This is a genomic window from Gordonia sp. NPDC003424 (genome assembly GCF_053588655.1).
Genome location: NZ_JBSFQJ010000033.1, coordinates 1 through 25,239 on the forward strand (window position 1 = coordinate 1; position 25,239 = coordinate 25,239).

The following is a 25,239-nucleotide window of genomic DNA, read 5'->3' on the forward strand; positions in this document are numbered from 1 at the left end:
ACGAACCCACCACCCCACCACCATCACAGGCAACCTCTGAGAAAGCTGCCTGACCAAAACCCCCTGAGTGACTCACCAGAGCTTGACACCTACCGGAATTTCGTCGACTGGGTACTGCCACGTGGCGGGCAGCGCCCACTCGACCGAAAACGGCGCCCACTCAACGTTCGTCCTGGGCACGTTGGGACGTCGGCTTTCGGGGCTTATGTACCGATGTCCGGCTCGGCACCGGGGCACACGAACCAGGTGCCGTTCTCGCGGACGAAGCTCTCGTCCTCCTGCTTGGAGGTGGACCGGCGAGCACCGACCTCGAGGTGGGTGATGACCTGCGACTGCGCGGAATCACCGGTGACAGTGACCTTTCCGAGGCCCTCGAAGACGACGTTGCCGGTGATGTCGACCGGCTTGATCACCTGCGGCCGGACCTGAGTGCACACCGCGGCCTGGATCTGCTGCACGTTGCGGGCGTTGACCGCGTCCACGAACTTCTGCATCGCCGCACGGATGCCGGCCAGGTCGGCCTCGCTGCCGTTCGACGCGGTGCCGTCGGGCGCGGTCGTCGGCGGCACCACCCCGGACGTCGACGGCCCGGTCGTCGGTGTGGCGACGGTGTCGTCGTCGGAGGTGTCCATCGCATACCCGACGAGCACCAGCAGCGCGAAGATCACCACCGCCGACAGCACACCCACGGCAACCAGGCGGCCGGTCCCGCGCGGCCGGCGCGGTGGCTGGGGCCCGAACGGCGCCGGTCCCATCGGGTAGGGACCCGGCCCATACGGCTGTTGCGGATACCCGGGCTGCCCGGGCCCCGTCGGGGGCGGCGGAAAGTGCCCGGGGGGCGGGAAGGTCATGCGTGGTGGTCCTTCGTGCGAGGTGGTGCTGTCAGGTTACGCACTGGCGGAAGCGACCGGCGGGGGCCGTCATTCAACCGACAGCCGCCCGGCGAGTTCGACAGCGTCCGTGGCGTCGGTGGTCAGCCAGTCTGACATCCAATTCGCTTGTGCCAGTTGGCGATAGACCGCATCGACGCGGTGTTGCAGATCCTGGTCGCGTTCATAACGATCGCGTGGCCGCGAGTGGTCGGTCGCGGCCCGGTGTGTCGCCCGGCTCATCGCGACCTCGGCCGGCACCCCCAGTAGCACATGGCGATCGGGCACCGGAAGCCCCAGTCGGCCGAACTCGAGATCGGCCACCCAGCGCACCATCTCGCCGCTCGCGTCCTGGCCCAGGCGGGCGGCGTTGTACGCGGCGTTCGACGCCACATAGCGGTCGAGCAGCACGATGTCGTGCGCGGCGAGCGCAGCGCGGATCTCGGCGTTCGCCCCCGCCCGATCCAGGGCGAACATCAGTGCCATCCCGTAGACGCTGTCGGCCAGATCCCCGTGTTCGCCGTGCAATGCCTCGGCCGCCAGATCGGCGGTCAGGGACTCGCCGTAGCGGGGGAAGGTGATCGTCCACACCCGGAGTCCGGCGGATTCCCATTGCTTGACGAGCGCGTTCACCAGGGTGTTCTTCCCTGCGCCGTCGAGCCCTTCGACGGCAATGAGTTGGCCCACGTGGGCGATCGTAATGGGTGCGTGTCGATGATCCGGCGCGTCGCATGCCGGGTTCGGTCACGAAAGTGTCACCATTGAGAACATGAAGCCTCGCATCCTCGTCGTCGACGACGACGCCGCGCTCGCCGAGATGCTGACCATCGTGCTGCGGGGTGAGGGTTTCGAACCGTTCGTGGTGGGGGACGGGACGCAGGCGCTCACCGCGGTCCGGGAGATCCGGCCCGACCTGGTCCTCCTCGACCTGATGCTGCCGGGGATGAACGGCATCGACGTCTGCCGGGTGCTGCGCGCGGACTCCGGGGTTCCGATCGTGATGCTGACCGCCAAATCCGACACCGTCGACGTCGTCCTCGGCCTCGAATCCGGTGCCGACGACTATATGGTCAAGCCGTTCAAGCCGAAGGAACTCGTCGCCCGGGTGCGCGCCCGGCTGCGTCGCACCGACGACGAGCCGGCGGAGCTGCTGTCCATCGGCCCGGTCGAGATCGACGTCCCGGCCCACAAGGTCACCCGCGACGGGGTGCCGATCTCGCTGACCCCCCTGGAGTTCGATCTGCTGGTCGCGCTGGCGCGCAAGCCGCGCCAGGTATTCACCCGCGATGTGCTGCTCGAACAGGTGTGGGGTTACCGCCACCCCGCGGACACTAGACTCGTGAACGTGCATGTCCAGCGTCTGCGCGCGAAGGTCGAGACCGACCCCGAGAACCCAGAAGTCGTGCTGACGGTGAGGGGGGTCGGCTACAAGGCCGGCCCGCCGTGATCGGCCGGCCCCGGCGGCGCGTCAACAGCACCCTGGGGCGGATCAGCCGAAACCTCAGCGGCGTCGGCCGCAGTCTCGGTCACATCTGGCGACGATCCCTGCAACTGCGGATCGTCGTCTCGACACTTGTGCTGTCGTTCGTGGTGATCTTGGTCCTCGGGTTCGTGCTCACCAGCCAGATCACCGACCGGCTGCTCGACGTCAAACTCGCGGCCGCCACCGAAGAGGTGGAGCGGGCCCGGGTCGCGGTCGAACGCGACCTGTCCAGCAGTGACGGCAACATGTCTGTGCAGAATCGGCTGCGGCAGACGCGCTCGCTGCTCACCGACCGGGATGTGGACGCCAGCGACAACGCCGGCACGGTCGGCACGTTCGACACCGTCCTGATGGTGCCGGGCGCCGGGGACGACGGCAACGGCAGCGGGATCGGTCCGACGTCGGAGGTGCCCGACAACCTGCGCGACATGGTGCAGGGCGGGCAGGTCGCCTACCAGTACGCGTCGATCCCCAACCAGTCCGGCGGTCACGACCCGGCCCTGGTTATCGGCACCCCCACCAACTCCTCGGTGCCCGGCCTCGAGCTGTACCTGATCTTTCCCCTGACCAGCGAACAGAACACCGTCGACGTGGTGCGCGGCACCCTGCTCACCGGCGGCGTGGTGCTGCTCGGACTGCTCGCGGCGATCGCCTGGCTGGTGACCCGGCAGGTGGTGCTGCCGGTGCGTTCGGCGTCGCGGATCGCGGTGCGCTTCGCCGACGGCCGACTGAAGGAACGCATGCCGGTGCGCGGCGAGGACGACATGGCGCGCCTGGCCATGTCCTTCAACGACATGGCCGAGAGCCTGTCGAAACAGATCACCCATCTCGAGGAGTTCGGCGGTCTGCAGCGGCAGTTCACGTCCGATGTCAGTCACGAGCTGCGCACCCCACTGACCACCGTGCGGATGGCCAGCGATGTGCTCTACGAGGGCCGCGACGAGCTCGACCCCGTGCGCAAGCGGTCGGTGGAGCTGCTCGACAAGGAACTTGACCGGTTCGAGACGCTGCTCAACGAGCTCCTGGAGATCTCGCGCCACGACGCGGGTATGGCCGAGCTCGCCGCCGAGCGCATGGACATGGCGATCCCGGTCGACGGTGCGCTGGCCACGGTCCGGCATCTGGCCGAGGAGACGGGCACCGAGCTGGTTCTCGACCTGCCGACCGAGCCGGTCATCGCGGAGATCGATCCGCGCAGGGTCGAGCGGATTCTGCGCAACCTGCTGGCCAACGCCATCGACCACGGCGAACGCAAACCCGTCACCCTCACCATGCGGTCGGACGGGGATGCGGTCGCCATCACGGTGCGCGATCAGGGCATCGGGTTGCGGCCCGGCGAGGAGAAGCTCGTGTTCAACCGGTTCTGGCGATCGGATCCGTCCCGGTTCCGACGGTCGGGCGGTACCGGTCTCGGGCTGGCGATCAGCATCGAGGACGCGCGCCTGCACCAGGGGCGTCTGGAGGCGTGGGGAGAGCCGGGCAAGGGCGCGTGTTTCCGCCTGACCCTGCCGCTGGTGCGCGGCCACAAGGTGCTGGGCAGTCCGCTGCCGCTCAAACCTGTCGGCGGAAGTCCGAAGCCGTCCGTCCACGCCCAGGGAGGTGGCGGTGGCACCGCGTGAACCGGCGGCGCGGCGCCTGTTCGGTGTGGTGGTCGCCCTGGTCGCCCTGGCGCTGGCCGCGTGCAGCTCGATCCCCGACAGCTCGTCGCCTCAACCGATCACGGCCTTCGCGCGGACGGGACCCACCAACGCGATCCCCACCCCGCAGGCCGACATGGACCCGGAATCGCTGGTGCGCGCGTTTCTCAAGGCCACCGCCGACCCCGACTCGGGTCACCGCGCGGCGCGCAACTTCCTGACAAACGCGTCGTCGGAGCAATGGGACGACCGCGGCGACATGGTGGTGGTCGACGAGATCAACGTCTTCGTGGACCAGCGCAGCGAGCAGGCGGTGCGGCTGCGACTGATCGGCGACAACGTCGGCACGCTGAAGTCCGACGGGCAGCTGCTGCCCGCCACCGGGCGGGTCGAGACGTCGCTGTCGCTGGTCAAGAGCGGCGACCAGTGGCGCATCGACGGGCCGCTACCGAACGGCACGATGATCGACCGGCGGCAGTTCGACGCGACCTACCGGTCGGTGACGCTCTACTTCACCGACCGCAACATGCAGCGGCTCGTCGCCGACCCGCGGTGGCTCTACGCGGGCAAGGACACCGAACCGACGGTCCTCATCGACCATCTGATCGCCGGACCGTCCGTCGAACTCAACGGCTCGGTGGACAGCGCCTTCCCGAACGGGTCCGCACTCCGCGGTCCGGTCACGGCCCTGCCCGGAGGCGGGGTGCGGATCGAACTCACCGGAATCGGCTCCAGCCCGGTGCGGGAACGGACCGCCCTTGCCGCTCAGATCATCTGGACGCTCGACGCCGCCGACATCGGCGGACCGTACTTCATCAACGCCGACGGTGGTCCGCTCGTCCCGGAACGGGCATCCGGATGGCAGGTCGCCGACGTCAAGGCCTTCGACCCGACGGCGGTGCCGGCCACCGACGTCGGGCTCAACATCATCCGTTCGGGCGCGCTGCTGAAGGTCACCGATTCCGGCACGGCCCCGGTCGGTGGCTCGTTGGGGACCAGCCGGGCGGTGCGGTCGGCGGACATCTCCCCGGACGGGCAGCGGGTCGCGGCGGCGCTCGCGCACGTCGGTCCCGGCCCGGCCCTCGACCTGGTGGTCGGTCCCTACGGGACCGAACCGGCCACCATGATTTCCGGGGACACCCTGACCCGCCCGTCGTTCGGCGTCGACAGCAACACCATGTGGGCCGTCGTGGACGGTCGGCCCATCCAGTGGGTGCGCGACGAATCCGACAACGGCCAACGAGTCACCACGGTCGACGCCTCATCGGTCGCCACCGTGGTGCGCGGCCCGATCACCGAACTGCAGATCTGTCCCGACGGGGTGCGCGTGGCGATGATCGTCGGCGGCCAGGTGGTGTTCGCCGTGGTGTCGACGAACGCCGAAGGCGGCGTGACACTGACCAGCCCGCGCATCGCCGCCTACAACATCGGGAACCGGGCCGTCTCGCTGGACTGGGCGTCGCCGACGACCCTGATGATCGCCCGTGACGCCGTCGAATCGCCTGTCGTGCAACTGTCCATCAACGGCACGCCGGCGGTGGGTCTGCTCAGCGGTAACCTCTCGCCGCCGGTGCGCGCCGTGGTCGCCGACCAGAACACCGTCTACGCCGGGGACACCCGCGGTGTGTTGCGACTCGGAAGCACCAACGGGCAACCCGACCAGTACTGGACCGAGGTCGAGTCGGCGATGTCGCCGGACACGATCCCGGTCCTGCCCTGACGCGTTCACGCCCCGGCGACGACGAGTGTCGCGGCCACCCGCACACCCGCGCCGGCCAGCACCCGCACCGATTCGGCGGCCGTCGCGCCGGTGGTCAGCACGTCGTCGACGAGGATCACCCCGGCCGCGACGGCGCGGTCGGTGTGCCTGCGCTCCTTCAGGTGAACCGCACCCGACAGGTTCTGTGCGCGGCTCCGCGCGTCGAGGCCGGCCGAATCGCGCGACCACGACGAGGTGACGAGCAGGGGAGCGACGTGTACGCGGGGTCCGAGCAGACGCGCGACGGTCTGCGCCATCGCGGTCACCGGATCACCGCCGCGGCGCCGCGCCGACGACGGACGTGTCGGTGCCGGCACGAGTGCGAGACTGTGCGTGTCGGGCAGCTCTCCCCATTGCGCCAGCATGACCACACCCCGGGCCAGCCCCCGCCCGAGCGGCGTGGTGAGGTCGCGTCGGCCGTGTTCCTTCATCGCGATCAGCGCCGTCCGGTGCGGGCCGCGGTAACGTCCCAGCGCCCACACCGGCACCCCGACCTCGACGCGCGGCGACAACGCGATCGGGTCGTCGGCGAGTGCCGCGGCACAGTCGGCGCACCACGATGAACCCGGCCGATCGCAGCCGCCGCACACGATCGGAATCACCAGATCAGAGCCCGAACGAACGACCTCGGCCGCCCTCGACGCCGCCCAGCCGGAACGACGCCACGCGGTCACATCCGGATGGTGTCACGGCCTGACGCCCCGCCGGCCGACACCGTCCACAGGTGACGACGGGACCTGTGGACGCCCGGGTCGGGACTTCGGTCCCCACATCCGAATGAATCCGCGTCACCTTGCGTGGAAACATGGCTTGCAGGCGAACTTCCGGCTACGGTCGAAGGCATAGCAGGTAGCCGCCAGCTTTCCAGGGAGGTGAGGCCCCCTACACCTGAGTGCCAGCCGTCGGCTGGCATACACACGATTCCCGATTCGACTACGAGATCATCAGCGCGACAACGGATCTGCAGCGTTGCTACAGGCAGGCCACGATGTGCGGGCTTTCGCGGCACACTTCCCGGCATCTCCTGCGTTCGACGGCGACGTCGCCCACAGCGGCATTCTGCCGCCTGTACCGGTGGGCCGATCCGGGTGGCTGCACTGACGGCGCGCGGCCGGTCGGGAGCAACTGAAGGAGGTAGTTGAATGTCAACAGTCATCCATCGCAAGGGCCATCGTGAGTCGAAGGTCGGAGAACCCCGCGCCGACGCGGTCGACGCATCGCAGGACTCCGTCGACGATGCCTTCAATCCCGATTTCGCCTTTGTCCGTCCCGCGGGCACCGAGGAGAACGCCGAACCTGCCGAACCCAACGCGAAGGTCGATTACAGCGGCCGCAACGTCGAGATCCCCGACCACTACCGCATTTACGTCGGCGACAAGCTCGCCCGACTCGAGCGGTACGATCCCACCATTTTTCGCTTCGACGTCGAGCTGAATCACGAACGCAACCGCCGGCAATCCAAGGTCTGTCAAACGGTGGAGATCACCGCGATCGGCAAGGGCCCCAAGGCCCGTGCGGTGGCACATGGCGAGAACTTCTACGCGGCGCTCGAGTCCGCCGTCGACAAGCTCGAGTCGCGACTGCGCCGGGTGAAGGACCGCCGCCGGGTCTCCTACGGCAACCGCAGGCCGCTCTCGGTGGCCGAGGCCACCGAGGTGGGGGCGCCGCCGCTGAAGACCAACCAGGTCAGCGTGGAGCCCGTCACGGGCGCCACGTCCTCCGAGCGGAGCTGGGACGACGGTGTCGAGCCGCACGAACCCGGCAAGATCGTGCGCATCAAGGAGCACGACGCGGTGCCGATGTCGGTGGATGACGCGCTCTACGAGATGGAACTCGTCGGGCACGATTTCTTCCTCTTCCACGACAAGGAAACCGACAAGCCGTCCGTCGTCTACCGGCGCCACGCCTTCGACTACGGACTGATCCGCCTCGCCTGACGATCGCCCGCGTCCATGACTTCGACGCGGACGCACGCCGATCAGCTTGTGTTCAGGCGACGTCGGTACCATGGGATCCGGCCTGTGAGCAATCGCGGGCCGGATTCTGCCGTGTTACCGACATGAGTGAGGGACTCGATCGACCGTGCTGAACAAGCTGCTGCGCATCGGTGAAGGCCGAATGGTCAAACGACTCGATGCGATTGCGTCGCACGTCGAGACACTCTCCGACGAGATCGAGGCGCTGACCGACGCCGAACTGCGCGCCAAGACCGACGAGTTCAAGGAGCAGCTCGCCGACGGCGCGTCGCTCGACGAACTGTTGCCCGAGGCGTTTGCCGTCGCACGTGAGGCCGCGTGGCGGGTGCTCGAGCAGAAGCACTTCCACGTCCAGATCATGGGTGGCGCGGCGCTGCACTACGGCAACATCGCCGAGATGAAGACCGGTGAGGGCAAGACCCTGACCTGTGTGCTTCCCGCCTACCTGAACGCACTCGCCGGCGACGGCGTGCATGTCGTCACCGTCAACGACTACCTGGCCAAACGTGACTCCGAATGGATGGGCCGTGTCCACCGGTTCCTCGGTCTGACCACCGACGTCATCCTCACCGGGATGAACCCGGAGGCGCGCCGCGCGGCCTACGCCGCCGACATCACCTACGGCACCAACAACGAGTTCGGCTTCGACTACCTGCGCGACAACATGGCGCATTCCCTGCCCGAACTGGTGCAGCGCGGCCACAACTTCGCCATCGTCGACGAGGTCGACTCCATCCTCGTCGACGAGGCCCGCACCCCGCTGATCATCTCCGGCCCGGCCGAGGGATCGAGCAAGTGGTACACCGAATTCGCCCGTATCGCACCGCTTTTGGAAAAAGATGTGCATTACGAGGTCGACATCAAGAAGAAGACGATCGGTGTGCACGAGGCCGGCGTCGAGTTCGTGGAGGACCAACTCGGCATCGACAACCTCTACGAGGCCGCCAACTCGCCGCTGGTGAGCTACCTCAACAACTCGATCAAGGTCAAGGAACTCTTCCACCGCGACAAGGACTACATCGTCCGCAACGGCGAGGTCCTGATCGTCGACGAGTTCACCGGTCGTGTGCTCGACGGACGCCGCTTCAACGAGGGTCTGCATCAGGCGATCGAGGCGAAGGAACACGTCGAGATCAAGGCCGAGAACCAGACGCTCGCCACGATCACGCTGCAGAACTACTTCCGCCTGTACGACAAGCTCGCCGGCATGACCGGTACCGCCGAGACCGAGGCCGCCGAGTTCGACCAGATCTACAAGCTGGGCGTCCTGCCGATCCCGACGAACAAGCCGATGATCCGCAAGGATCAGACCGACCTCATCTACAAGACCGAAGAGGCCAAGTTCGACGCGGTCGCCGACGACATCACCGAGCGGCACGAGCAGGGCCAGCCGGTCCTGATCGGCACCACCAGTGTCGAGCGGTCGGAGTACCTGTCGCGCCAGCTCGAGCGCCGGGGCATCCCGCACAGCGTGCTCAACGCCAAGTTCCACGAACAGGAAGCGCAGATCATCGCCGAGGCCGGGCGCCTCGGCGCGGTCACCGTCGCCACCAACATGGCCGGCCGCGGAACCGACGTGGTGCTCGGCGGCAACGCCGACGTCATCGCCGACACCCGTCTGCGCAAGGCCGGTCTCGACCCGGTGCACACGCCCGAACAGTACGAAGAGGCGTGGCCCGAGGCCATCGAGACCGCCCGCGCCGACGCGGCCGAGCAGGCCGAAGCCGTCAAGGAGGCCGGTGGCCTCTACGTGCTCGGCACCGAACGCCACGAGTCCCGGCGCATCGACAACCAGCTGCGCGGTCGTTCCGGCCGTCAGGGCGACCCGGGTGAATCGCGGTTCTACCTGTCGCTCGGCGACGAACTCATGCGGCGCTTCAACGGCGCGGCGCTCGAGACGATCATGAACCGCGTCAACCTGCCCGACGATGTCCCGATCGAGGCGAAGATGGTCAGTAAGGCCATCCGCAGCGCGCAGACCCAGGTCGAGCAGCAGAACTTCGAGATCCGCAAGAACGTCCTCAAGTACGACGAGGTGATGAACGAGCAGCGCAAGGTCATCTACGGTGAGCGCCGCCGCATCCTCGAGGGCGAGGACCATCGTGAGCAGGTCCAGACCATGATCGACGACGTCGTGGGTGCCTACGTCGACGGCGCGACCGCAGAGGGCTACGCCGAGGACTGGGATCTCGACCAGCTGTGGACCGCGCTGCGCACGCTCTATCCGATCGACCTCGACCCCAAAGAGGTTGTGGGCGAGAACGAATACGGCGAACGTGACGACGTCAGCGCCGAGGAACTCAAGGAGATCCTCCTCGGCGACGCGCACACGGCGTACGAGAAGCGGGAAACCGAGATCGAGGGCATCGCCGGCGAGGGTGCGATGCGACAGCTCGAGCGCACCATCATGCTGACCGTGCTCGACCGCAAGTGGCAGGACCACCTGTACGAGATGGACTACCTTCGCGAGGGCATCCACTTGCGGTCGATGGCACAGCGCGACCCGGTCGTCGAATATCAGCGCGAAGGCTTCGACATGTTCAACGGCATGCTCGACGCCCTCAAGGAGGAGGCTCTCGGCTTCCTCTACAACGTGCAGGTGCAGACCGAACCCGCGACCCCCGTGCCGCCGCCGGTGCCGTCACTGGCCCAGGTGGCCGCGGCCGCGAGTGCGGCGCAGCAGCAGTCGAATGGGGCGACCCCGTCCACCCAGCCGGCCGTCGAGGAGAAGCAGGAGGTGCCCGCCGCCCTGCGCGCGGTCGGTGTCGAGGAATCCTCCGACGTCCCGATGACCTACTCCGGACCGGCCGAAGGCGGCGGCACCGAGGTGCACTCCACCGAGGAGGAACTCGAGGACCCCGCGCTGGTCTCGGCGACCCGTCGGGAGCGTCGTGCGGCCGCCCGCGACAGCGCCAAGGCCGACCGGGTCAAGCCCCCGAAAATCAAGAAGCGCCGTCGCTGACACATTCGAAGCAAATCCGGTCGAAGTGGAACCGGATCGGCATCCGCTGCGTCCGATACTCATGGAGACGCCTCGAGTTCTGATCCGCCCCGCGCCACCCTACGAGCCGCCCGCGATACCGTCGCCACCGCGCGAACCGGCGCTCGCCACGCCTCCGGCCCGCGCCCGCGGACGTGCGTTGACGACGGCGACCGTCGAGGCCCGGCAGTTCGCGATCGCCACCGTCAGCCTCGTGCTCGAGGTGCTCGACCGGCGCCGTGGCCTCGGACAGCTCGACGGTCGGGTGGTGCCGATGGTCGTCGAGCAGATCGTGGCCCTGTCTCGTGCGATGGGTGAGGGACGGTCGGTGGCAGCACCGCCCGCGACCGCCGCCGGAGTCCGTCGGGTGCACGTGCAGATGTGCGGACCCGGGGCGGCCGAGATCTTCGGGAACTACCGGCGCGGCGAGCGGGTCAGGGCGTTCGCCGGGCGGATCGAGCAGTTGCCGTGCCGCATCCCCACACCGACCACCGGTGCCCGGTCGGTGCTACCGCGGGTCGTCGAATACCGTTGGCAGCTGGTCGCTTTCGCCATGGTCTGACGGTGTCACAACCCGGTGCCCGAGGGCGACACGAGGATCTTGACGGCCGTCTCGTTGTGGTGGATCAGCGTGTCGAAGCCTTCGTCGATCAGATGGTCGAGACCGATCCGGCCCGTGATGAACGGCGCGAGATCCACCTTGCCGTCCTCGACGAGTTTGATCGCCGCCGGATGGCTGTTCACGTATGCGATGGTGCCCCGCATGTCGATCTCCTTGAGCACCAGCTTCTGCATCTCCACCGAACCCGGGTGACTCCAGATCGACACGACGACGAGCACCCCGGTCGGCTTCAGCGCGTCGAACAGGGTGTCGAGAGCGGGCTGTACCGAGGTGCACTCGAAGCCGGCGTCGGCTCCCGTGCCGCCGGTGATCTCGTGGACGCGGGCCACGACGTCCTCGGAGATCGGATCGACGATGTGGTCGCCGACGCCCGCGTCGACCGCCTTCTGGCGCCGCAACGAGCTCGGTTCGCTGATGATCGTCGTGATGCCCTCGGCCTTGCAGACCGCCGCCGTCAACAGGCCGATCGGCCCGGCGCCGGTGATCAGCGCGGTGTCACCGGCGGTCGCGCCGCTGCGCTGCACAGCGTGGTAGCCGACCGACAGCGGTTCGATGAGCGCGGCCTGATCGAGCGGGATGGTCTTGGCGATGCTGTGCACCCACCGACGTTTCACGGCGATCTTCTCCCCGAGGCCGCCGCCGCAGCCGCCGAGTCCGATGAAGTTCATGTCGGGCGAGAGGTGATAGTCGAGGCTGTCCGGCCCGGTGTCGACATCGTCATGCACGATGTACGGCTCGACGACGACGTGATCGCCGACGGCCAGGTCGTCCACCCCGTATCCGAGGGACGTGACCACACCGGACATCTCATGCCCGAGGGTGATCGGCGCGCTCTCCTTGCTGATCGGCTGCGGATGGCCGGCCGGCGGGATGAAGATCGGGCCTTCGGCGTATTCGTGCAGGTCCGTGCCACAGATGCCGCACCACGCGACATCGATGCCGACCATGCCCGGCCCGACCTCGGGTTCGGGAATGTCCTCGATCCGGATGTCACCCCGGTCGTAGTAGCGTGCTGCGCGCATGATGCTCTCCTCACCGTCGAGTGGCCCGGTTCCGGGCCGATGCGCCTATTGAGCGCCCGGCGAGCGACCCCGATCAACGGTTGCAGGCGGTTGCACCACACGGCCTCGGCGCGGCATCGAGCGCATAGGATCGTCTGCGTGGCGAACCGACTGTCCCCGCGCGACGCGATGTTCTACTTCCTCGACGAGGCCGGTTCGACGACCCAACTCGGTGCCCTGCTCATCATCGACGCCACGGGCAAGGAAAAGCGTGGTGGCGCAGGCAGTTCGAGCACGTCGGAGACCACGACCAGCACCGAGGACGTGCCTGCGGTCAAGCCGCTGGACTATTCGCGTCTGGTCTCCCTGGTGGAGAACCGGCTGCAACTCGCTCCGCGCTACCGCCAGGTCGTCCGGGAGGTGACCCTCGGGCTGGCCCGGCCGGTCTGGGTCGACGACCCGGACTTCGACATCAACTTCCACATCCGGCGCTCCGGACTGCCACGCCCCGGTGACATGGGACAGCTGCAAGATCTGATCGCGCGGGTCATGTCGCGCCCACTCGACCGGACCCGGCCGCTGTGGGAGATGTACCTGATCGAGGGATTGCCCGACGGCCGGCTCGCCATCCTCACCAAGACCCATCGCTGCCTCGTCGACGGTGAGTCGGCGCTCGAGATCAGCGAGGCGATCTGCGACGAGACCGCCGAACCACAGACGCTCCCGGAGGACCTGTGGATGCCCGGCTCGCCGCCGGGCGCGGCGTCGCTGGCACTCGGTGCGCTCGCCGAGGCACTGTCGCGACCCGGCGACCTGATCGAGTCGGTCATCCACGGGAACTCGATCGTGGCCGACCTGCGGTCGACCGCCGAGAGCGCGGTGCGCCGCTTCGGCGACATCGTGCAGCAGATCACCGATTCCGCGCCGTCGAGTCCGCTGAACAACGCGACCACCTCCACCCGCATCTTCGCGGTGGCGTCGGTGCCACGTCGCGGCTGCGCGAAGATCGCCGAACGCTACGACTGCACCGTGAACGACGTCGAGCTCGCGATCATCTCGGGAGTGTTGCGACGGTGGATGTTGTCGCTGCACGAATACGTGGCCACCGACGACACGGTCCGGGTGGTGCTCCCGCTCTCGGCGCGTGATCCGTCGATCGAACGACGCATCGACGCCGATGGACGATGGATCACCGTCGGCAAACCCAGCTTTGTGACGGATCTGCCGGTGGGCGAAGACAATCCGGCGGTGCGACTGGCGCAGGTGGCGGGCTTGGCGAACCGGTATGCGCAGTCGTCGCGGCGGCTGTCGATGGGGCCGCGTCCCCTGTTCCCCGAACTGGGTGTCGTTCCGTTCCCCGAGTTCAGCTCGCGGGCGTTCCGCAACCTCAATCGACGCAACTACAACGTGCCGGTGGCCATGGGCGTGTCACCGGTCGCCGCCCGGTACGTCGCGGGCCATCCGGTCACGCAGTTGTACGCCATCCCGACGCTGATGGCGCAGCGGGCGTTGTCGATCAGCGTCATCGACTACCGCAACAACCTGCAGTTCGCCTTCATCGCCGATCGCGGTGTGCTGCGCGACCTGCCCGCGATGACCGAGTACGTGATGGAGTCGTACGAGGAATTGTCGGCGACCGAATGAGATCAGGCGAACTGCGAGGACGGGTGCCATGAGGGTGTATCTACCGGCGACGCTCACCATGTTGATGAGGCTCACCGAGACGGGGGAGTTCCGGGCGATCGGTGGCACCGGTTTCGCGCTGACCCCGGCGTTGCGTGAGTCGTTCGTCTCCGGCGACGACGAGGAGCTCTCCGAGGTCGCGATGCGGGAGGCGGCGCGGGCGTCGTTGCGGCTGCTGGCCGGTGAGGCCCCCGAGCCGGGTGACCCGGTGGCCGACGCGGAGCTGACGGCCGACGAGGAGACCACGAAACCCGGTGACACGCCGCGACTTCCACCCCGACGTGTGGTGGTGGCCGCCGATGTCGACGGTGTCACCCTGCATCCCGAACTCGACGATGCGGTGGTGAAGATCTCCGGCGCGGTGCCGCTGCGGGACATCGCCTCCGTGCACGTCGACGGCGCCGACGCCGAGGACAAGGTGCGCGCCGCGGTGGTGGTGATCGACGCGGCCGACCTCGGCAACGAGGACGCCGAATTGGCGGTCGGCGACGTCGAGGACTTCGATCTGGCCTGGTATGCGACTCAGGAGTTGCCCTTTCTGCTGGAGCTCCTGTGAGCCCGGCCCCCTGAGATCCCCGTTACTCTCGCCGCCGGTGGTTTGCGATGCGATCAAAGTCGCGTAACCTACGGAAGCGTAGGTTATGCGAAATGAGGTGAACGGCCTGTGAGTTGGCTGGAACGATTCGAGGAGCCGGTGCGCGATGTGGCGGCGCGTAGTCGCGGAGCTCACTGGGCGCGGGCGGCCTTCGCCCGCATCACCACGCCGCTGCTGCCGGACGACTATCTGCATCTGGCGAATCCGCTGTGGTCGGCCCGCGAGCTGCGGGGCAAGGTCGTTTCGGTGACCCGGGAGACCGAGGACACCGCGACCATCCGCATCCGTCCCGGCTGGGGCTTCTCCTTCGACTACGTCCCGGGCCAGTATGTCGGCATCGGTGTGCTGATGGAGGGGCGTTGGACGTGGCGGTCGTACTCGCTGACGTCGGTGCCGGGAGTGGACCGGTCGAGTTCGGCGCCGGATGACAAGACCATTTCGATCACCGTCAAGGCGATGCCCGAGGGCTTCCTGTCGTCGCACCTGGTCAACGGCGTCCAAGAGGGCGCCGTCGTCCGGCTGGCCGCACCGCAGGGCGAGTTCGTGCTGCCCGATCCGCTGCCCGAGAAGATCCTGTTCGCGACCGCCGGCAGCGGTCTCACGCCGATCATCTCGATGCTGCGGATGATCCGGCATCGTAAGCAGCACACCGACATCCGGCTCGTGCACTCCACGCCCACCCCCGACGATCTGCTGTTCGCCGACGAGCTCGCCGAGATGGCCGCCGACGGCGTGATCGATCTGCACGTGCAGTACACGCGCTCGGGTGGCACCGGCACGCCCGGCAAGGTCACCCCCGAACGTCTCGCCGAGTTGGTACCGGACTGGGCCGAACGCCAGACCTGGGCATGTGGTCCCGCCGGATTCCTGGACGCGCTCGCCCACATGTACGACCACGACGGTGTCGGCGACCACCTGCACATCGAGCGATTCGCTCTCGAGCGCGGCGCGACCGGCGCCCAGGGCGGGACGGTGACGTTCAAGAAGGGCGGCCGCTCCACCGAGGTCGACGGCGCGACCACCCTGCTGGAGGCGGGGGAGGAGGCGGGAGTGCTCATGCCGTTCGGCTGCCGGATGGGTATCTGCCAGAGTTGCGTCGTGATGCTCGACAAGGGGGCCGTGCGAGATCTGCGGTCGGGCGTCGAGCACGTGGAAGGTGAACGTATCCAGACGTGCATCAGCGCAGCAGCAGGGGATTGCACCCTCGACGTCTGACGGAGACCCGGTCGGGTCGGCCCGTGACATGTCCGAATAGGCCGTTACGCTGACACGGTGCGACCCGACGCCGCCTGGCCGCTGAACGTTCCCGTCCTCGCCGACGGCGTGGTCACCCTGCGTGCCCATACCGCCGACGACGTGGATCGGATCATCGAACTCTCGACCGACCCCGACATGCTGCGGTGGACGCCGATCTTTTCCCCGTATCGACGTGCCGACGCCGAGGCGTACGTGCTCGCCATGGTCCCCCGGACGTGGGATCAGGGCCTCGGCATGGTGTGGGCCATCGAGTACGACGGGCGGTTCGTCGGTCACGTCGACATCAGCGGTAGCGGGCAGATCGTCGATCTGGGGTACTCGCTGCATCCGGACGCGCGCGGCCGGGGGTTGGCGCGACGTGCGGTGACCCTGGCCGTCGAGCACGCCTTCGACGTCGGGAAGCAGGTGATCCGGGGCAGCTGCACCGTCGGCAACATCACGAGCCTGCGGGTGGCGCACGCGTGCGGCTTCACCCTCGACGCCGTCGCTCCCGACCGACTCGATCTGCATGGCACGATCCACGACGCCTGGCTGCTCTCGCGTCGCGCAGACGATTCGCCGGACCCGAAGACCGTCTGGCGCGCAACAACTTTCGAAACGGAGCGTTTCCGGCTGCGGCCCCTGGCCGAATCCGACGACGAGCGGATCCGGGAAACCCTCGACGACCCGATATCCCGCAAGTACCTCTTCGAGCGACCGTCTCCGCTGACCCTGGCCGCCGCCACCGCCGAGCGGAACCGGAAATGGTGGACTGCTGCGCGCGGGGAGACGTGCACGTGGGCCGTCGCCGACCGTGAGACGGACGAGTACCTCGCCGACATGTCGCTCTTCAAGATCGACGAGGTGACCGGCGCGGAGGTGGGTTTCTACACACACCCCGACGCGCGCGGAGCGGGAGTGCTCGGCGAAGCGATGCCGGCGGTGGTCCGACACGCGTTCGAAGTGCTCGACCTGCGGCGCCTCACGTTGCTGGCGGCGTCGAGCAACACCGGCAGCGTCAAGCTCGCGGAGTCGGCAGGCTTCCGTCACTTCGGAACCCAGAAGCTGGCCGCCCAATCCGCCGGCGAGTTCGAGGACCTGCTCTGCTACGAACTCCTGCGCGAATCCTTCGCCCCCTGAGTGAGGGTCCTCGCCCGCTCCCTGAGCAGCGAGCGAGGAACGAGCGAGCGTGTCGAAGGTGCACCGCACACCGTCAGTCCGTGGCTTCCCTCACAATCCCCGCATCACTGCCGCCCAACGCTGGACAGAACCCCCCGCCATTACCTACGCTTGCGTAAGTTACGGAGTGGTAGGTCAGAGAATGACCGGCAACGACGCCCTCCGGACCCAATACCCGAAACCTGGATGGGAGCACTCGTGGCGATCACCGACATCCCCGAATACGCGCATCTGTCGCAATCCGATATGGAGGCGCTGGGCGCCGAACTCGACGCGATCCGCGCCGACATCGAGGCGAGCCGCGGCGAGCGTGACGTTCGATATGTCCGCAACACGATCCGCCTGCAGCGCGGTCTGGAGCTGACCGGTCGCGCGCTGACCTTCGGTTCGTCGAAGCGCTCGCTGTGGTGGGCCGGCGCGGGCGCGCTCGGTCTGGCCAAGATCATCGAGAACATGGAGCTCGGGCACAACGTGATGCACGGGCAGTGGGACTGGATGAACGATCCGGAGATCCACTCCACGAGCTGGGAGTGGGACAACACCGGCCCGTCGGCGCACTGGAAGCACACCCACAACTACATCCATCACAAGTACACGAACGTGCTGGGTATGGACGACGACGTGGGCTACGGAGTCCTGCGTGTGACCCGCGATCAGCGGTGGCGTCCGTACTACCTCGGCAACCTGTTCTACAACACGCTGCTCGCGGTGGGCTTCGAATACGGTGTTGCCGTTCAGCACCTGGAGCTCGGCAAGAAGCGTCGTACGCCCGAGGCGAAAGAGCAGTTCCAGCGTGACGTGAACGACGTGCTGCAGAAGGTCGGCAAGCAGGTCGCCAAGGACTACGCGATCTACCCCGGTCTCGTCAGCGCCACCACCGGGCACAAGGTCGGCTACGGAACCGCGTTCCGCAAGGCCCTGACCGCCAATCTGATGGCCAACGCCATCCGCAACGTGTGGACCAACGCGGTCATCTTCTGCGGCCACTTCCCGGATGGTGCGGAGAAGTTCACCAAGCAGGACATCGACAGTGAGTCGCAGGCCGAGTGGTACCTGCGACAGATGCTGGGGAGCGCCAACTTCAAGTCGGGCCCGGTGCTCGGCTTCATGAGCGGCAACCTGTCCTACCAGATCGAGCACCACATCTTCCCGGACCTGCCGAGCAACCGGCTGCCGGAGATCTCGGTCCGGGTCCAAGCGCTCTGCGAGAAGTACGACCTGCCGTACACCACGGGATCGTTCCCGGTGCAGTACGCGAAGGCATGGCGGACCATCGCCAAGCTCTCGCTGCCGAACAAGTACCTGAAGGCGAGCACCGACGACGCCCCGGAAACCGCTTCGGAGCGCCGCTTCAAGAACGGTCTGCCCGAGGGAACCCGGCTGCAGTCGACGATCGATCCGGCAACAGGCACCCGCCGCGGACTGCGGTCGGCGATCAAGGCGTTGCGCGGACGCAAACGTGGACGCGGCACCCAGACCGCGGTCGCGATCGAGGAGCGTCGCGCGGCCTGAGCCGACATCACCATCACCTGAGCGGGGCGTTGACCGGATCATTCGGTCAGCGCCCCGCTCACGTGTCCCTCTCGCTGGTTGAGCTGCTTTCGGAGCGTCGGCGGAGAAAGTGTCCCTCTCGCTGGTTGAGCAGCTTTCGGAGCGCCGGCGGAGAAAGCGTCCGGTTCTCGCTGGTTGAGCAGCTTTCGGAGCGCCGGCGGAGAAAGCGTCCGTCGAAACCCCCTCAAAAGCCACGCGGGCATCCGCCCGCCCGACAACAGGCATAATGGAAGCCAATGGCGATCACCGACATCAATGAGTACGCGCACCTGTCCACCTCCGACGTGGAAGCGCTGGGTGCCGAACTCGACGCTCTGCGTCGCGAGATCGAGGCCGATCGCGGCGAGCGCGACGTCCGCTACCTGCACCGCACGATCCAGGCCCACCGCATCCTCGAGGTCGTCGGCCGTGCCGCGCTGATCGGCAGCAATCGCCGGTCGCTGTGGTTGCTGGGCACCACGGCGTTGTCGCTGTCGAAGATCATCGAGAACATGGAGCTCGGGCACAACGTGATGCACGGGCAATGGGACTGGATGAACGACCCCGAGGTGCACTCCACCACGTGGGAGTGGGACATGGTGTGCGCGTCGCCGCACTGGAAGCACTCCCACAACTACATTCATCACAAGTACACCAACGTCGTCGGCATGGACCACGACGTCGGCTACAAGATCCTGCGTGTCACCCGCGACGAACCGTGGGAGCCTCGTCGCGCGCTTCAACCGCTGTTCAACGTGCTGCTGGCCGCCACCTTCGAGTGGGGTATCGGCCTGCACGACCTCGCTCTCAAGGAGGTCATCCAGGGGGAGAAACCCAAAGAGGTGGCCATCCCGCAGATCAAGCTCTTCCTGCGGAAGATCGGCAAGCAGGTCGCCAAGGATTATGTGCTCTACCCGGCGCTGACCGGACCGAACTTCCGGCACACGCTCACCGCGAACCTGACGGCCAACCTGATCCGCAACCTCTGGGCGTACGTGGTCATCTTCTGCGGCCACTTCCCCGACGGTGCGGAGAAGTTCACCGTCGAATCGCTGGAGGGTGAGACTCAGGGTCAGTGGTATCTGCGACAGATGTTGGGCACGGCCAACTTTGATGCCGGACCGGCCATGGCGTTCATGTCCGGCAATCTCTGCTACCAGATCGAGCACCACCTGTTCCCGGACCTGCCGAGCAACCGCTACGCCGAGATCGGCGTGCGCGTGCGGGAACTGTGCGACAAGTACGACCTGCCCTACACCACCGACTCGTTGGTCATGCAGTACCTGCGGACGTTGCGCACCATCAACAAACTCGCGCTGCCCGACCAGTTCCTGCGCGACACCGCCGACGACGCCCCCGAAACGGCGTCGGAGCGACGGTTCACCGGGATGCCCAAGACGCGTGGGCTCAAGACCGCGATCGCCGAGTTACGACGGAAGAAGCGATTGTCGCGCAAGTAGGACGGACGCGCATCGCGGCGCTGCGCCCATGCGTCGGTATGAGCACGGCTCCGAGCGAAGCGAGGCGCCGCATCGAGTCACTCCCTCAACATCGAGATCAGTTCCGCAACTCCGCATGCGCCGCAACGCCTTGCAGCGGATGGTCGCGCTCCATCCACGCGAACCCGGCCCACAGCCCGAGTCCGAGAACCGCTGCGCCGAAACCGATTTCGCACACCAACAGCCAGCCGCCGGTCTGATACGCCCACCCGCCGACCGTCGAGCCGACCACACCGCCCGCGAAGTAGGCCACCATGTAGGCCGTCGTCAGTCGGGAACGTGCCTGTCCGTCAAGGGAATACACCCCCGCCTGATTGGCGAGCTGCACCGCCTGGATGCCGAAGTCGAACACGAGCAGCGCGATGATGAGCACCACCACGCTGTGCCCGCCGACCCAGAGCAGCAGCCAGCCGGCGATCTGGGTCAGCCAGGCGGCATATTGGGCGTGTCGCAGGAAGCCGCGGTCGGCCAGTTTGCCGACGATCGGTGCGCCGAGTGCACCGGCCACCCCGGCGAGTCCGAACAGACCGATCTGCGCCTCACTGAAGTGATACGACGAGTCGCCGGAACCGGCGAGCAGGAACGCGATCGCGGTCCACATCCCACTGAATGCGGCCATGCTCAACGCGCCCAGCAACATTCGATGCCGTAACACGCTGTGCTGACTCACGAGCGTCAGAATCGACCGCAGCACCTGCGGATAGCTTTGGGCTGTTTCGGTTCGGGTCACCTGGCCCGCGGGTGCGCGCCACCCGACCGCGGCCGCCATCGTGAGTTGCAGGACGGCCGCGACGAGCAGGACCGCACGCCAGCCACCGATGTCGGCAACGAGTCCGGACAGCACCCGGGAGAACAGGATGCCGATCAGCAGGCCGCTCATCACGGTGCCGACCACCGTTCCTCGTTCTCCGGGCCCGGCGATCGCGGCCGCCCACGGCACCACGATCTGGGCGGCCGACGCAGAGATCCCGACTGCGAACACCATGATCAGCAGGCCCGCATATGTGGGCATCAGGGCGGCGACGATAAGGGCGGCACACGAGACCGCCAGCAGCGTCACCACCAGTCGTCGACGATTCAGGAAGTCACCGAGCGGCACAACGAACGCGAGCCCGAGCAGATACCCGATCTGGGTGACCGCGATGAGCAGCCCCGCCGTGGCCGTGGAGATCGAGAAGTCGACGCTGATCTGATGCAGCAGCGGCTGCAGGTAGTAGAGGCACCCGGCCGACGATCCCGCGGTGATCGCGAACAGGAACACGACGAAACGGCTCAGACGACGCCGAGCCTGGGTCGGTGCAGGAGCGGAAATTGCCATGCACCTATGCTGCCGCGCGCTCACCATTTGCCAAAGCGATAGATTTCGATGCGGACATCACCGATTGAGATGGACGTGGAGTTTCTCCCCTTGCGTTCGTTCTTCGTCCCCTTGCAGGGCACGGAGGAACGAACGGGAGGGGGAAGAACCTGTCGGCGACGCCTTCCCCGCGGAGGAACCAGCACCGGTATAGGAATGGTCGGCTACGTCGGCTACGGGGCCGACGGTGGGGGATGCAGACCGCACGATCGCAATTCGAGTATCGCGAGCGCGCGGACCGTGGTCGGGTCGGCGGAGCGCCAGCGGCCGGCCGGGTCGTCATCGATCGCCGCGAGCCGCGACAGCGGCTGATGTGTCAGTGCGCGCAAGGCAAACAGGTCGAGATCCGGTGCGCCGTCGATGAATCGCTGTGCCGTCGTGGCCTGTCGCGCGAAGTGCCAGCGCATCGGCAGCCAGATCGCGAGCATCAGCAGGATCGGTACCACCGCCGACGCGATCCCGATGAATGTCGCCAGTTGGTGCACCGCGGAGATTTGGGCGGTGCCGGCATCGTGCAGTGCGGTGCCGGCACCGCCGGCGGCGTCGAACGGAGTGCGGACGGCGTCGGGGACCAGCGGCACGTTGGCCACCTTCTTGCCCGCCGAGGTCAGTCCGTCGTGCAAGCCGGTGCCGGCGTCGGCGAGCTTGCGGCCGGGCACAGCTAGCGCCATCACCAGATGGTGCAGTCGCACACCGATGTACACCGACACGACGATCCACCCGACGACGAACACATCCGCCACGATCTGGCGGGTGCGCCGGGCGGGGATATCGGCATAGACCTTCATTCCGTCAGTGTTCCAGCGGTGTCGGCGACGCAAACACACATAATCAATATCGATCGATGTACGAATCGGCATCACTGATCGAGATGGAGGCGGTATGGAGCTGCGACAACTCGACTACTTCCTCGCGTGCTGTGAACAAGGCACGTTCACGGCGGCCGCCCGGTCGCTGCACGTCGTCCAGTCTGCGGTGTCGACGGCGGTGGCCAAGCTCGAGCGGGAGCTCGGGGAGCGGCTGTTCGACCGCACGTCGACCGTGCTCGTGCTCACCGACGCGGGCCGCGCGGTGATCGAACCCGCACGTGCAGCACAACGCGCTCGCGCCGATGTCTTCGACGCGATCTCCGGTGTCCGCGGCGACATCCGCGGCGAGGTGGCCGTGGGTGCCCTGGTGAACGTGGTCTCCATCGACCTGGCCAGTGCCTTCGCCGAAGTGCACCGGCGACATCCCGGCATCACCATCGCGATGCGCCAGAATCCGCGGGGCAGCGCCGGCAACATCGTCGGGGTTCGCTCGGGGACCCTCGATCTGGCCTTCCTGGGTGCCTACCCGACGGCGATCGCCGGTATCACGGTGCACCGCCTCGCGTCCGAGCCCCTGGTGCTGGTCTGTGCACCCGATCACCCTCTCGCGCAGGCGGGTTCGTTCGCGACGGTCGATCTCGTCGACGAGCGTGTCATCGACCATCCGCCCGGCTGGGGTACGCGGGCGGTGGTCGACCGCGAGATCCCCCGCCGGCGGACGGTCATCGAAGTGGCGGACCAGACGTTCGGAATGAGTCTGGCGGCCAAGGGTTTCGGTGTCACGCTCGCACCGTTGAGCGTGGCGCGGACCCAATCCGAAGCAACAATCGTCCCCTGTTCGGACAAGCAACTCACGTGGGGGATATCCATCGCCCACTCGGCCGAACGCACCCCGTCGAACGCGGCGCGGGCCGTGCTCGACGCGGTGCTGGAGTTCGCCTCGTGAGTGCTCAACCAAACGCCGCGATGAACGCGTCGAGCGCGGCATCCGGATCTGCTCTGGCCCACCCTTCGAGACCGACGACGCCGTCGTAGCCGAGGTCCTTGAGTGCCGCTGCGATCGCCGGGTAATGGATCTCCCCGGTGCCCGGTTCGCAGCGGCCCGGCACGTCGGCCACCTGGATCTCGCCGACGAAAGGCAATGCGGCGCGAGTCAATTCGACGAGGTTTCCCTCCCCGATCTGCGCATGGTAAAGGTCCAGGTTCATCCGCAGATGCGGCGAGTTCACGGCGCGCACCAGGGCCATGGTGTCGGCGGCGGTCGCGAACGGTGTGCCGGGATGATCGACGGCGAGATTCAGATTCTCCAGCGTGAACACCCGGCCGTGACGTTCGCCGAGTTCGGCCAACCGGCGCAGCGTGTCGGCGGCGGTCAGCCACATGGTGGGCGTGACGACCTCGACCGGGCGCACCGGCAGCCCTTCGGGCCCGAGGCCGGTGCCGTGCACGTTCAGGCTGGGGCAGTCCAGGCGTGCGGCAACCTTCAGCGACTCTTCGGCCGAGTCCAGGAACGCGGAAATCCCTTCCGGCTCGGTCAGATTCCCGGTGACATACCCGGTCATGGATACGAACGACGCGCCGGTCGAGATGAGCGCGTCGATGTCCTTGTCCGTCCAGTCCCAGATCTCCACCTGCAGCCCCCGCGCGTGGATGGCACGCACACGGTCGACGAAAGGCCGGTCGAGGTAGAGCATTTCGGCGCTGGCGGCCAATGAGTACGGTGCGACGGTCATCACCGCACCTCGTCGATCGCGACGGTGGTGCAGGTCTCGACGCTGCGGATGGCGGCGAGCGCGATCTGCAGCGCGGTGCGCGCGTCGCGGCCGGACGGAATCGACCCGCTTGCGCTGCTCCCGGCGCCACCGACGACCGGCGACCCGGTTCGCGCCGCCTCGACAAAGGCCGTCAACTCACCGACGTACGCCGAATGCAGCAGATCCGTGTCGCGACGGGCGGTGTCGATCTCGACCCCCGCCGCGCCGTAGAAGGTCATGTCGGTGGCGCGGCCGTCGCCGGCGGTCGCCATGCCCGTCGATCCGAACACCTCGCCGCGGACGTCGTAGCCGTAGAGCGCGGAGAAGCTGGCCTCGGCGGTCGCGATGGCGCCGTTGTCGAAGGTGATCGTCACGACCGCGGTATCCAGGTGGCCGGAGTCTCGCGCGTCCGGGCGCACCAGCGCGTCGGCGAATGTGTGCACCCGCACCGGCCGGGCGCCCGGATTGAGGAAGCACAGCGTGTCGAAGTCGTGGATGAGCGTCTCGAGGAAGATCGTCCACTGGGGCACGCGCGCCGGATCGGCCTGCCAGGGACCGGGATCGCGGGTGAGCGATCGAAGCAGCTGCGGCGTCCCGACACGGCCGTCGTCCACCGCGCGGCGGGCGGCCGCGAACCCCGGCGCGAATCGGCGATTGAAGCCGACCTGCAGAACCACGCCGGCGCTCTCGGCGGCGGCGATCGCGCGGTCGGCCTCGTCGAGCGTGACCGCCATCGGCTTCTCGCAGAAGATGTGCTTGCCGGCCTGTGCTGCACGACAGACCAATTCGCTGTGGCTGCGTGCCGGTGCGGTGATCAGTACGGCGTCGACGGCGGCGGAGGCGAGGACGTCGTCGATGTCGGTGGTCGCGAACCCGGCGCCCACGGCGTCGGCGAGACGTGCGGCGGCCCCGTCCACCGGGTCGGCGACCGCCGCGACCACCGCGCCGGGGACGTGGCCGGCGACGAGTTCTGTGTGATTGCTGCCGATGCGGCCGGCGCCGATGGTGGCCACCCGGATCGGGGTGGCCGACCGGCCTGCGTGTGTCGCGACCGTGGCGGGGGAGGCGCTGATCGTCATGATGTTCTCCGTCAAGAGTGAGTAGTACGTTCTAGTAGAACGTTCTAGATGTCAGGCGATGCCCGGCGACAAGGATTTTGTAGGGGAGTGGCTCCGTGTCGGATGGCCCGGAACGCTGGTCATCTAGTACGTTCTAGTCGAGGAGGTTAGTGGCTCAGAGCACATCGGGTCAAGCCCCCGGGCGGAGGTGA

Annotated in this window: 21 protein-coding genes; 13 read left to right on the top strand and 8 right to left on the bottom strand. The window is 67.4% G+C overall.

Annotation, left to right across the window (positions count from 1 at the left end; all coding sequences use genetic code 11):
• Positions 1–203 precede the first annotated feature (203 nt).
• Positions 204–851: an Rv0361 family membrane protein gene (locus ACWDTI_RS26705; protein WP_449741163.1), complete on the bottom strand. Its 648-nt coding sequence runs from the start codon at positions 849–851 to the stop codon at positions 204–206.
• A 69-nt stretch (positions 852–920) separates the two neighbouring features.
• The gene (locus ACWDTI_RS26710) at positions 921–1,556 is read right to left on the bottom strand and encodes a dTMP kinase (protein ID WP_449741164.1); all 636 of its coding nucleotides are present in this window, start codon (positions 1,554–1,556) and stop codon (positions 921–923) included.
• Between the two features lie 82 nt (positions 1,557–1,638).
• On the opposite strand from ACWDTI_RS26710, the gene mtrA reads away from it, so the two are divergent.
• From mtrA to lpqB, 3 genes are read left to right on the top strand one after another with little or no spacing between them, the layout of a single operon-like run.
• Entirely contained in the window at positions 1,639–2,316 is a 678-nt protein-coding gene (mtrA, locus tag ACWDTI_RS26715) for an MtrAB system response regulator MtrA (RefSeq protein WP_449741165.1), read from the top strand.
• Positions 2,313–3,971: an MtrAB system histidine kinase MtrB gene (mtrB, locus tag ACWDTI_RS26720; protein WP_449741166.1), complete on the top strand. Its 1,659-nt coding sequence runs from the start codon at positions 2,313–2,315 to the stop codon at positions 3,969–3,971. The genes mtrA and mtrB overlap by 4 nt, the downstream gene beginning before the upstream one ends.
• Positions 3,952–5,709: an MtrAB system accessory lipoprotein LpqB gene (gene lpqB / locus ACWDTI_RS26725; protein ID WP_449741167.1), complete on the top strand. Its 1,758-nt coding sequence runs from the start codon at positions 3,952–3,954 to the stop codon at positions 5,707–5,709. Before mtrB ends, lpqB begins: the two co-directional genes overlap by 20 nt.
• A 5-nt stretch (positions 5,710–5,714) precedes the next feature.
• Here the strand turns inward: lpqB and ACWDTI_RS26730 are convergent, their stop codons facing one another.
• A complete protein-coding gene (locus ACWDTI_RS26730) occupies positions 5,715–6,422 on the bottom strand; it encodes a ComF family protein (RefSeq protein ID WP_449741168.1) in 708 nt (235 codons plus the stop codon).
• Positions 6,423–6,890: 468 nt separating this feature from the next.
• Between ACWDTI_RS26730 and hpf the strand changes: the two genes are divergently transcribed.
• From hpf to ACWDTI_RS26745, 3 genes are all read left to right on the top strand, one after another.
• Positions 6,891–7,685: a ribosome hibernation-promoting factor, HPF/YfiA family gene (gene hpf, locus ACWDTI_RS26735; RefSeq protein ID WP_449741169.1), complete on the top strand. Its 795-nt coding sequence runs from the start codon at positions 6,891–6,893 to the stop codon at positions 7,683–7,685.
• Between the two features lie 145 nt (positions 7,686–7,830).
• The gene (gene secA, locus ACWDTI_RS26740) at positions 7,831–10,686 is read left to right on the top strand and encodes a preprotein translocase subunit SecA (protein ID WP_449741170.1); all 2,856 of its coding nucleotides are present in this window, start codon (positions 7,831–7,833) and stop codon (positions 10,684–10,686) included.
• Between the two features lie 61 nt (positions 10,687–10,747).
• Complete coding sequence (locus tag ACWDTI_RS26745; protein ID WP_449741171.1) at positions 10,748–11,266, top strand: Rv3235 family protein; 519 nt, start codon at positions 10,748–10,750, stop codon at positions 11,264–11,266.
• 5 nt (positions 11,267–11,271) lie between these two features.
• Here ACWDTI_RS26745 and ACWDTI_RS26750 read toward each other — a convergent pair whose 3' ends face one another.
• The gene (locus ACWDTI_RS26750) at positions 11,272–12,348 is read right to left on the bottom strand and encodes a 2,3-butanediol dehydrogenase (RefSeq protein ID WP_449741172.1); all 1,077 of its coding nucleotides are present in this window, start codon (positions 12,346–12,348) and stop codon (positions 11,272–11,274) included.
• A gap of 138 nt (positions 12,349–12,486) precedes the next feature.
• Here ACWDTI_RS26750 and ACWDTI_RS26755 point away from each other — a divergent pair, with 138 nt between their 5' ends.
• From ACWDTI_RS26755 to ACWDTI_RS26780, 6 genes are all read left to right on the top strand, one after another.
• The gene (locus tag ACWDTI_RS26755) at positions 12,487–13,971 is read left to right on the top strand and encodes a wax ester/triacylglycerol synthase family O-acyltransferase (RefSeq protein ID WP_449741173.1); all 1,485 of its coding nucleotides are present in this window, start codon (positions 12,487–12,489) and stop codon (positions 13,969–13,971) included.
• A gap of 28 nt (positions 13,972–13,999) precedes the next feature.
• Positions 14,000–14,566: a DUF6912 family protein gene (locus ACWDTI_RS26760; RefSeq protein WP_449741174.1), complete on the top strand. Its 567-nt coding sequence runs from the start codon at positions 14,000–14,002 to the stop codon at positions 14,564–14,566.
• Between the two features lie 108 nt (positions 14,567–14,674).
• The gene (locus ACWDTI_RS26765; protein WP_449741175.1) at positions 14,675–15,820 is read left to right on the top strand and encodes a ferredoxin reductase; all 1,146 of its coding nucleotides are present in this window, start codon (positions 14,675–14,677) and stop codon (positions 15,818–15,820) included.
• Positions 15,821–15,877: 57 nt separating this feature from the next.
• Positions 15,878–16,981, top strand: coding sequence for a GNAT family N-acetyltransferase (locus ACWDTI_RS26770; RefSeq protein ID WP_449741176.1), 1,104 nt, complete (start codon positions 15,878–15,880; stop codon positions 16,979–16,981).
• A gap of 237 nt (positions 16,982–17,218) precedes the next feature.
• Positions 17,219–18,532 (top strand): fatty acid desaturase family protein, encoded by a 1,314-nt coding sequence (locus ACWDTI_RS26775; RefSeq protein WP_449741177.1) that lies wholly within the window; start codon positions 17,219–17,221, stop codon positions 18,530–18,532.
• A 275-nt stretch (positions 18,533–18,807) separates the two neighbouring features.
• A complete protein-coding gene (locus tag ACWDTI_RS26780; RefSeq protein ID WP_449741178.1) occupies positions 18,808–20,010 on the top strand; it encodes a fatty acid desaturase family protein in 1,203 nt (400 codons plus the stop codon).
• A 97-nt stretch (positions 20,011–20,107) separates the two neighbouring features.
• Here the strand turns inward: ACWDTI_RS26780 and ACWDTI_RS26785 are convergent, their stop codons facing one another.
• A complete protein-coding gene (locus ACWDTI_RS26785) occupies positions 20,108–21,367 on the bottom strand; it encodes an MFS transporter (protein ID WP_449741179.1) in 1,260 nt (419 codons plus the stop codon).
• Between the two features lie 212 nt (positions 21,368–21,579).
• Positions 21,580–22,194, bottom strand: coding sequence for a hypothetical protein (locus ACWDTI_RS26790; protein WP_449741180.1), 615 nt, complete (start codon positions 22,192–22,194; stop codon positions 21,580–21,582).
• 94 nt (positions 22,195–22,288) lie between these two features.
• On the opposite strand from ACWDTI_RS26790, the gene ACWDTI_RS26795 reads away from it, so the two are divergent.
• Positions 22,289–23,161 carry a LysR family transcriptional regulator gene (locus ACWDTI_RS26795; protein ID WP_449741181.1) on the top strand — a complete coding sequence of 291 codons (873 nt, stop codon included), beginning with the start codon at positions 22,289–22,291 and terminating at the stop codon, positions 23,159–23,161.
• A gap of 4 nt (positions 23,162–23,165) precedes the next feature.
• Here ACWDTI_RS26795 and ACWDTI_RS26800 read toward each other — a convergent pair whose 3' ends face one another.
• Both ACWDTI_RS26800 and ACWDTI_RS26805 read right to left on the bottom strand, forming a co-directional pair.
• The gene (locus ACWDTI_RS26800; RefSeq protein ID WP_449741182.1) at positions 23,166–23,948 is read right to left on the bottom strand and encodes a TIM barrel protein; all 783 of its coding nucleotides are present in this window, start codon (positions 23,946–23,948) and stop codon (positions 23,166–23,168) included.
• On the bottom strand, positions 23,948–25,048 hold the full coding sequence (locus ACWDTI_RS26805; protein WP_449741183.1) for a Gfo/Idh/MocA family oxidoreductase: 1,101 nt from the start codon (positions 25,046–25,048) through the stop codon (positions 23,948–23,950). The genes ACWDTI_RS26800 and ACWDTI_RS26805 overlap by 1 nt, the downstream gene beginning before the upstream one ends.
• Positions 25,049–25,239: the final 191 nt, after the last annotated feature.

Coding starts and splice junctions, on each gene's coding strand:
- ACWDTI_RS26705 (WP_449741163.1), bottom strand. CDS start 851: ATGACCTTCCCGCCCCCCGGGCACTTTCCGCCGCCCCCGACGGGGCCC.
- mtrA (WP_449741165.1), top strand. CDS start 1,639: ATGAAGCCTCGCATCCTCGTCGTCGACGACGACGCCGCGCTCGCCGAG.
- hpf (WP_449741169.1), top strand. CDS start 6,891: ATGTCAACAGTCATCCATCGCAAGGGCCATCGTGAGTCGAAGGTCGGA.
- ACWDTI_RS26745 (WP_449741171.1), top strand. CDS start 10,748: ATGGAGACGCCTCGAGTTCTGATCCGCCCCGCGCCACCCTACGAGCCG.
- ACWDTI_RS26750 (WP_449741172.1), bottom strand. CDS start 12,348: ATGCGCGCAGCACGCTACTACGACCGGGGTGACATCCGGATCGAGGAC.
- ACWDTI_RS26760 (WP_449741174.1), top strand. CDS start 14,000: ATGAGGGTGTATCTACCGGCGACGCTCACCATGTTGATGAGGCTCACC.
- ACWDTI_RS26780 (WP_449741178.1), top strand. CDS start 18,808: ATGGCGATCACCGACATCAATGAGTACGCGCACCTGTCCACCTCCGAC.
- ACWDTI_RS26785 (WP_449741179.1), bottom strand. CDS start 21,367: ATGGCAATTTCCGCTCCTGCACCGACCCAGGCTCGGCGTCGTCTGAGC.
- ACWDTI_RS26790 (WP_449741180.1), bottom strand. CDS start 22,194: ATGAAGGTCTATGCCGATATCCCCGCCCGGCGCACCCGCCAGATCGTG.
- ACWDTI_RS26795 (WP_449741181.1), top strand. CDS start 22,289: ATGGAGCTGCGACAACTCGACTACTTCCTCGCGTGCTGTGAACAAGGC.
- ACWDTI_RS26800 (WP_449741182.1), bottom strand. CDS start 23,948: ATGACCGTCGCACCGTACTCATTGGCCGCCAGCGCCGAAATGCTCTAC.
- ACWDTI_RS26805 (WP_449741183.1), bottom strand. CDS start 25,048: ATGACGATCAGCGCCTCCCCCGCCACGGTCGCGACACACGCAGGCCGG.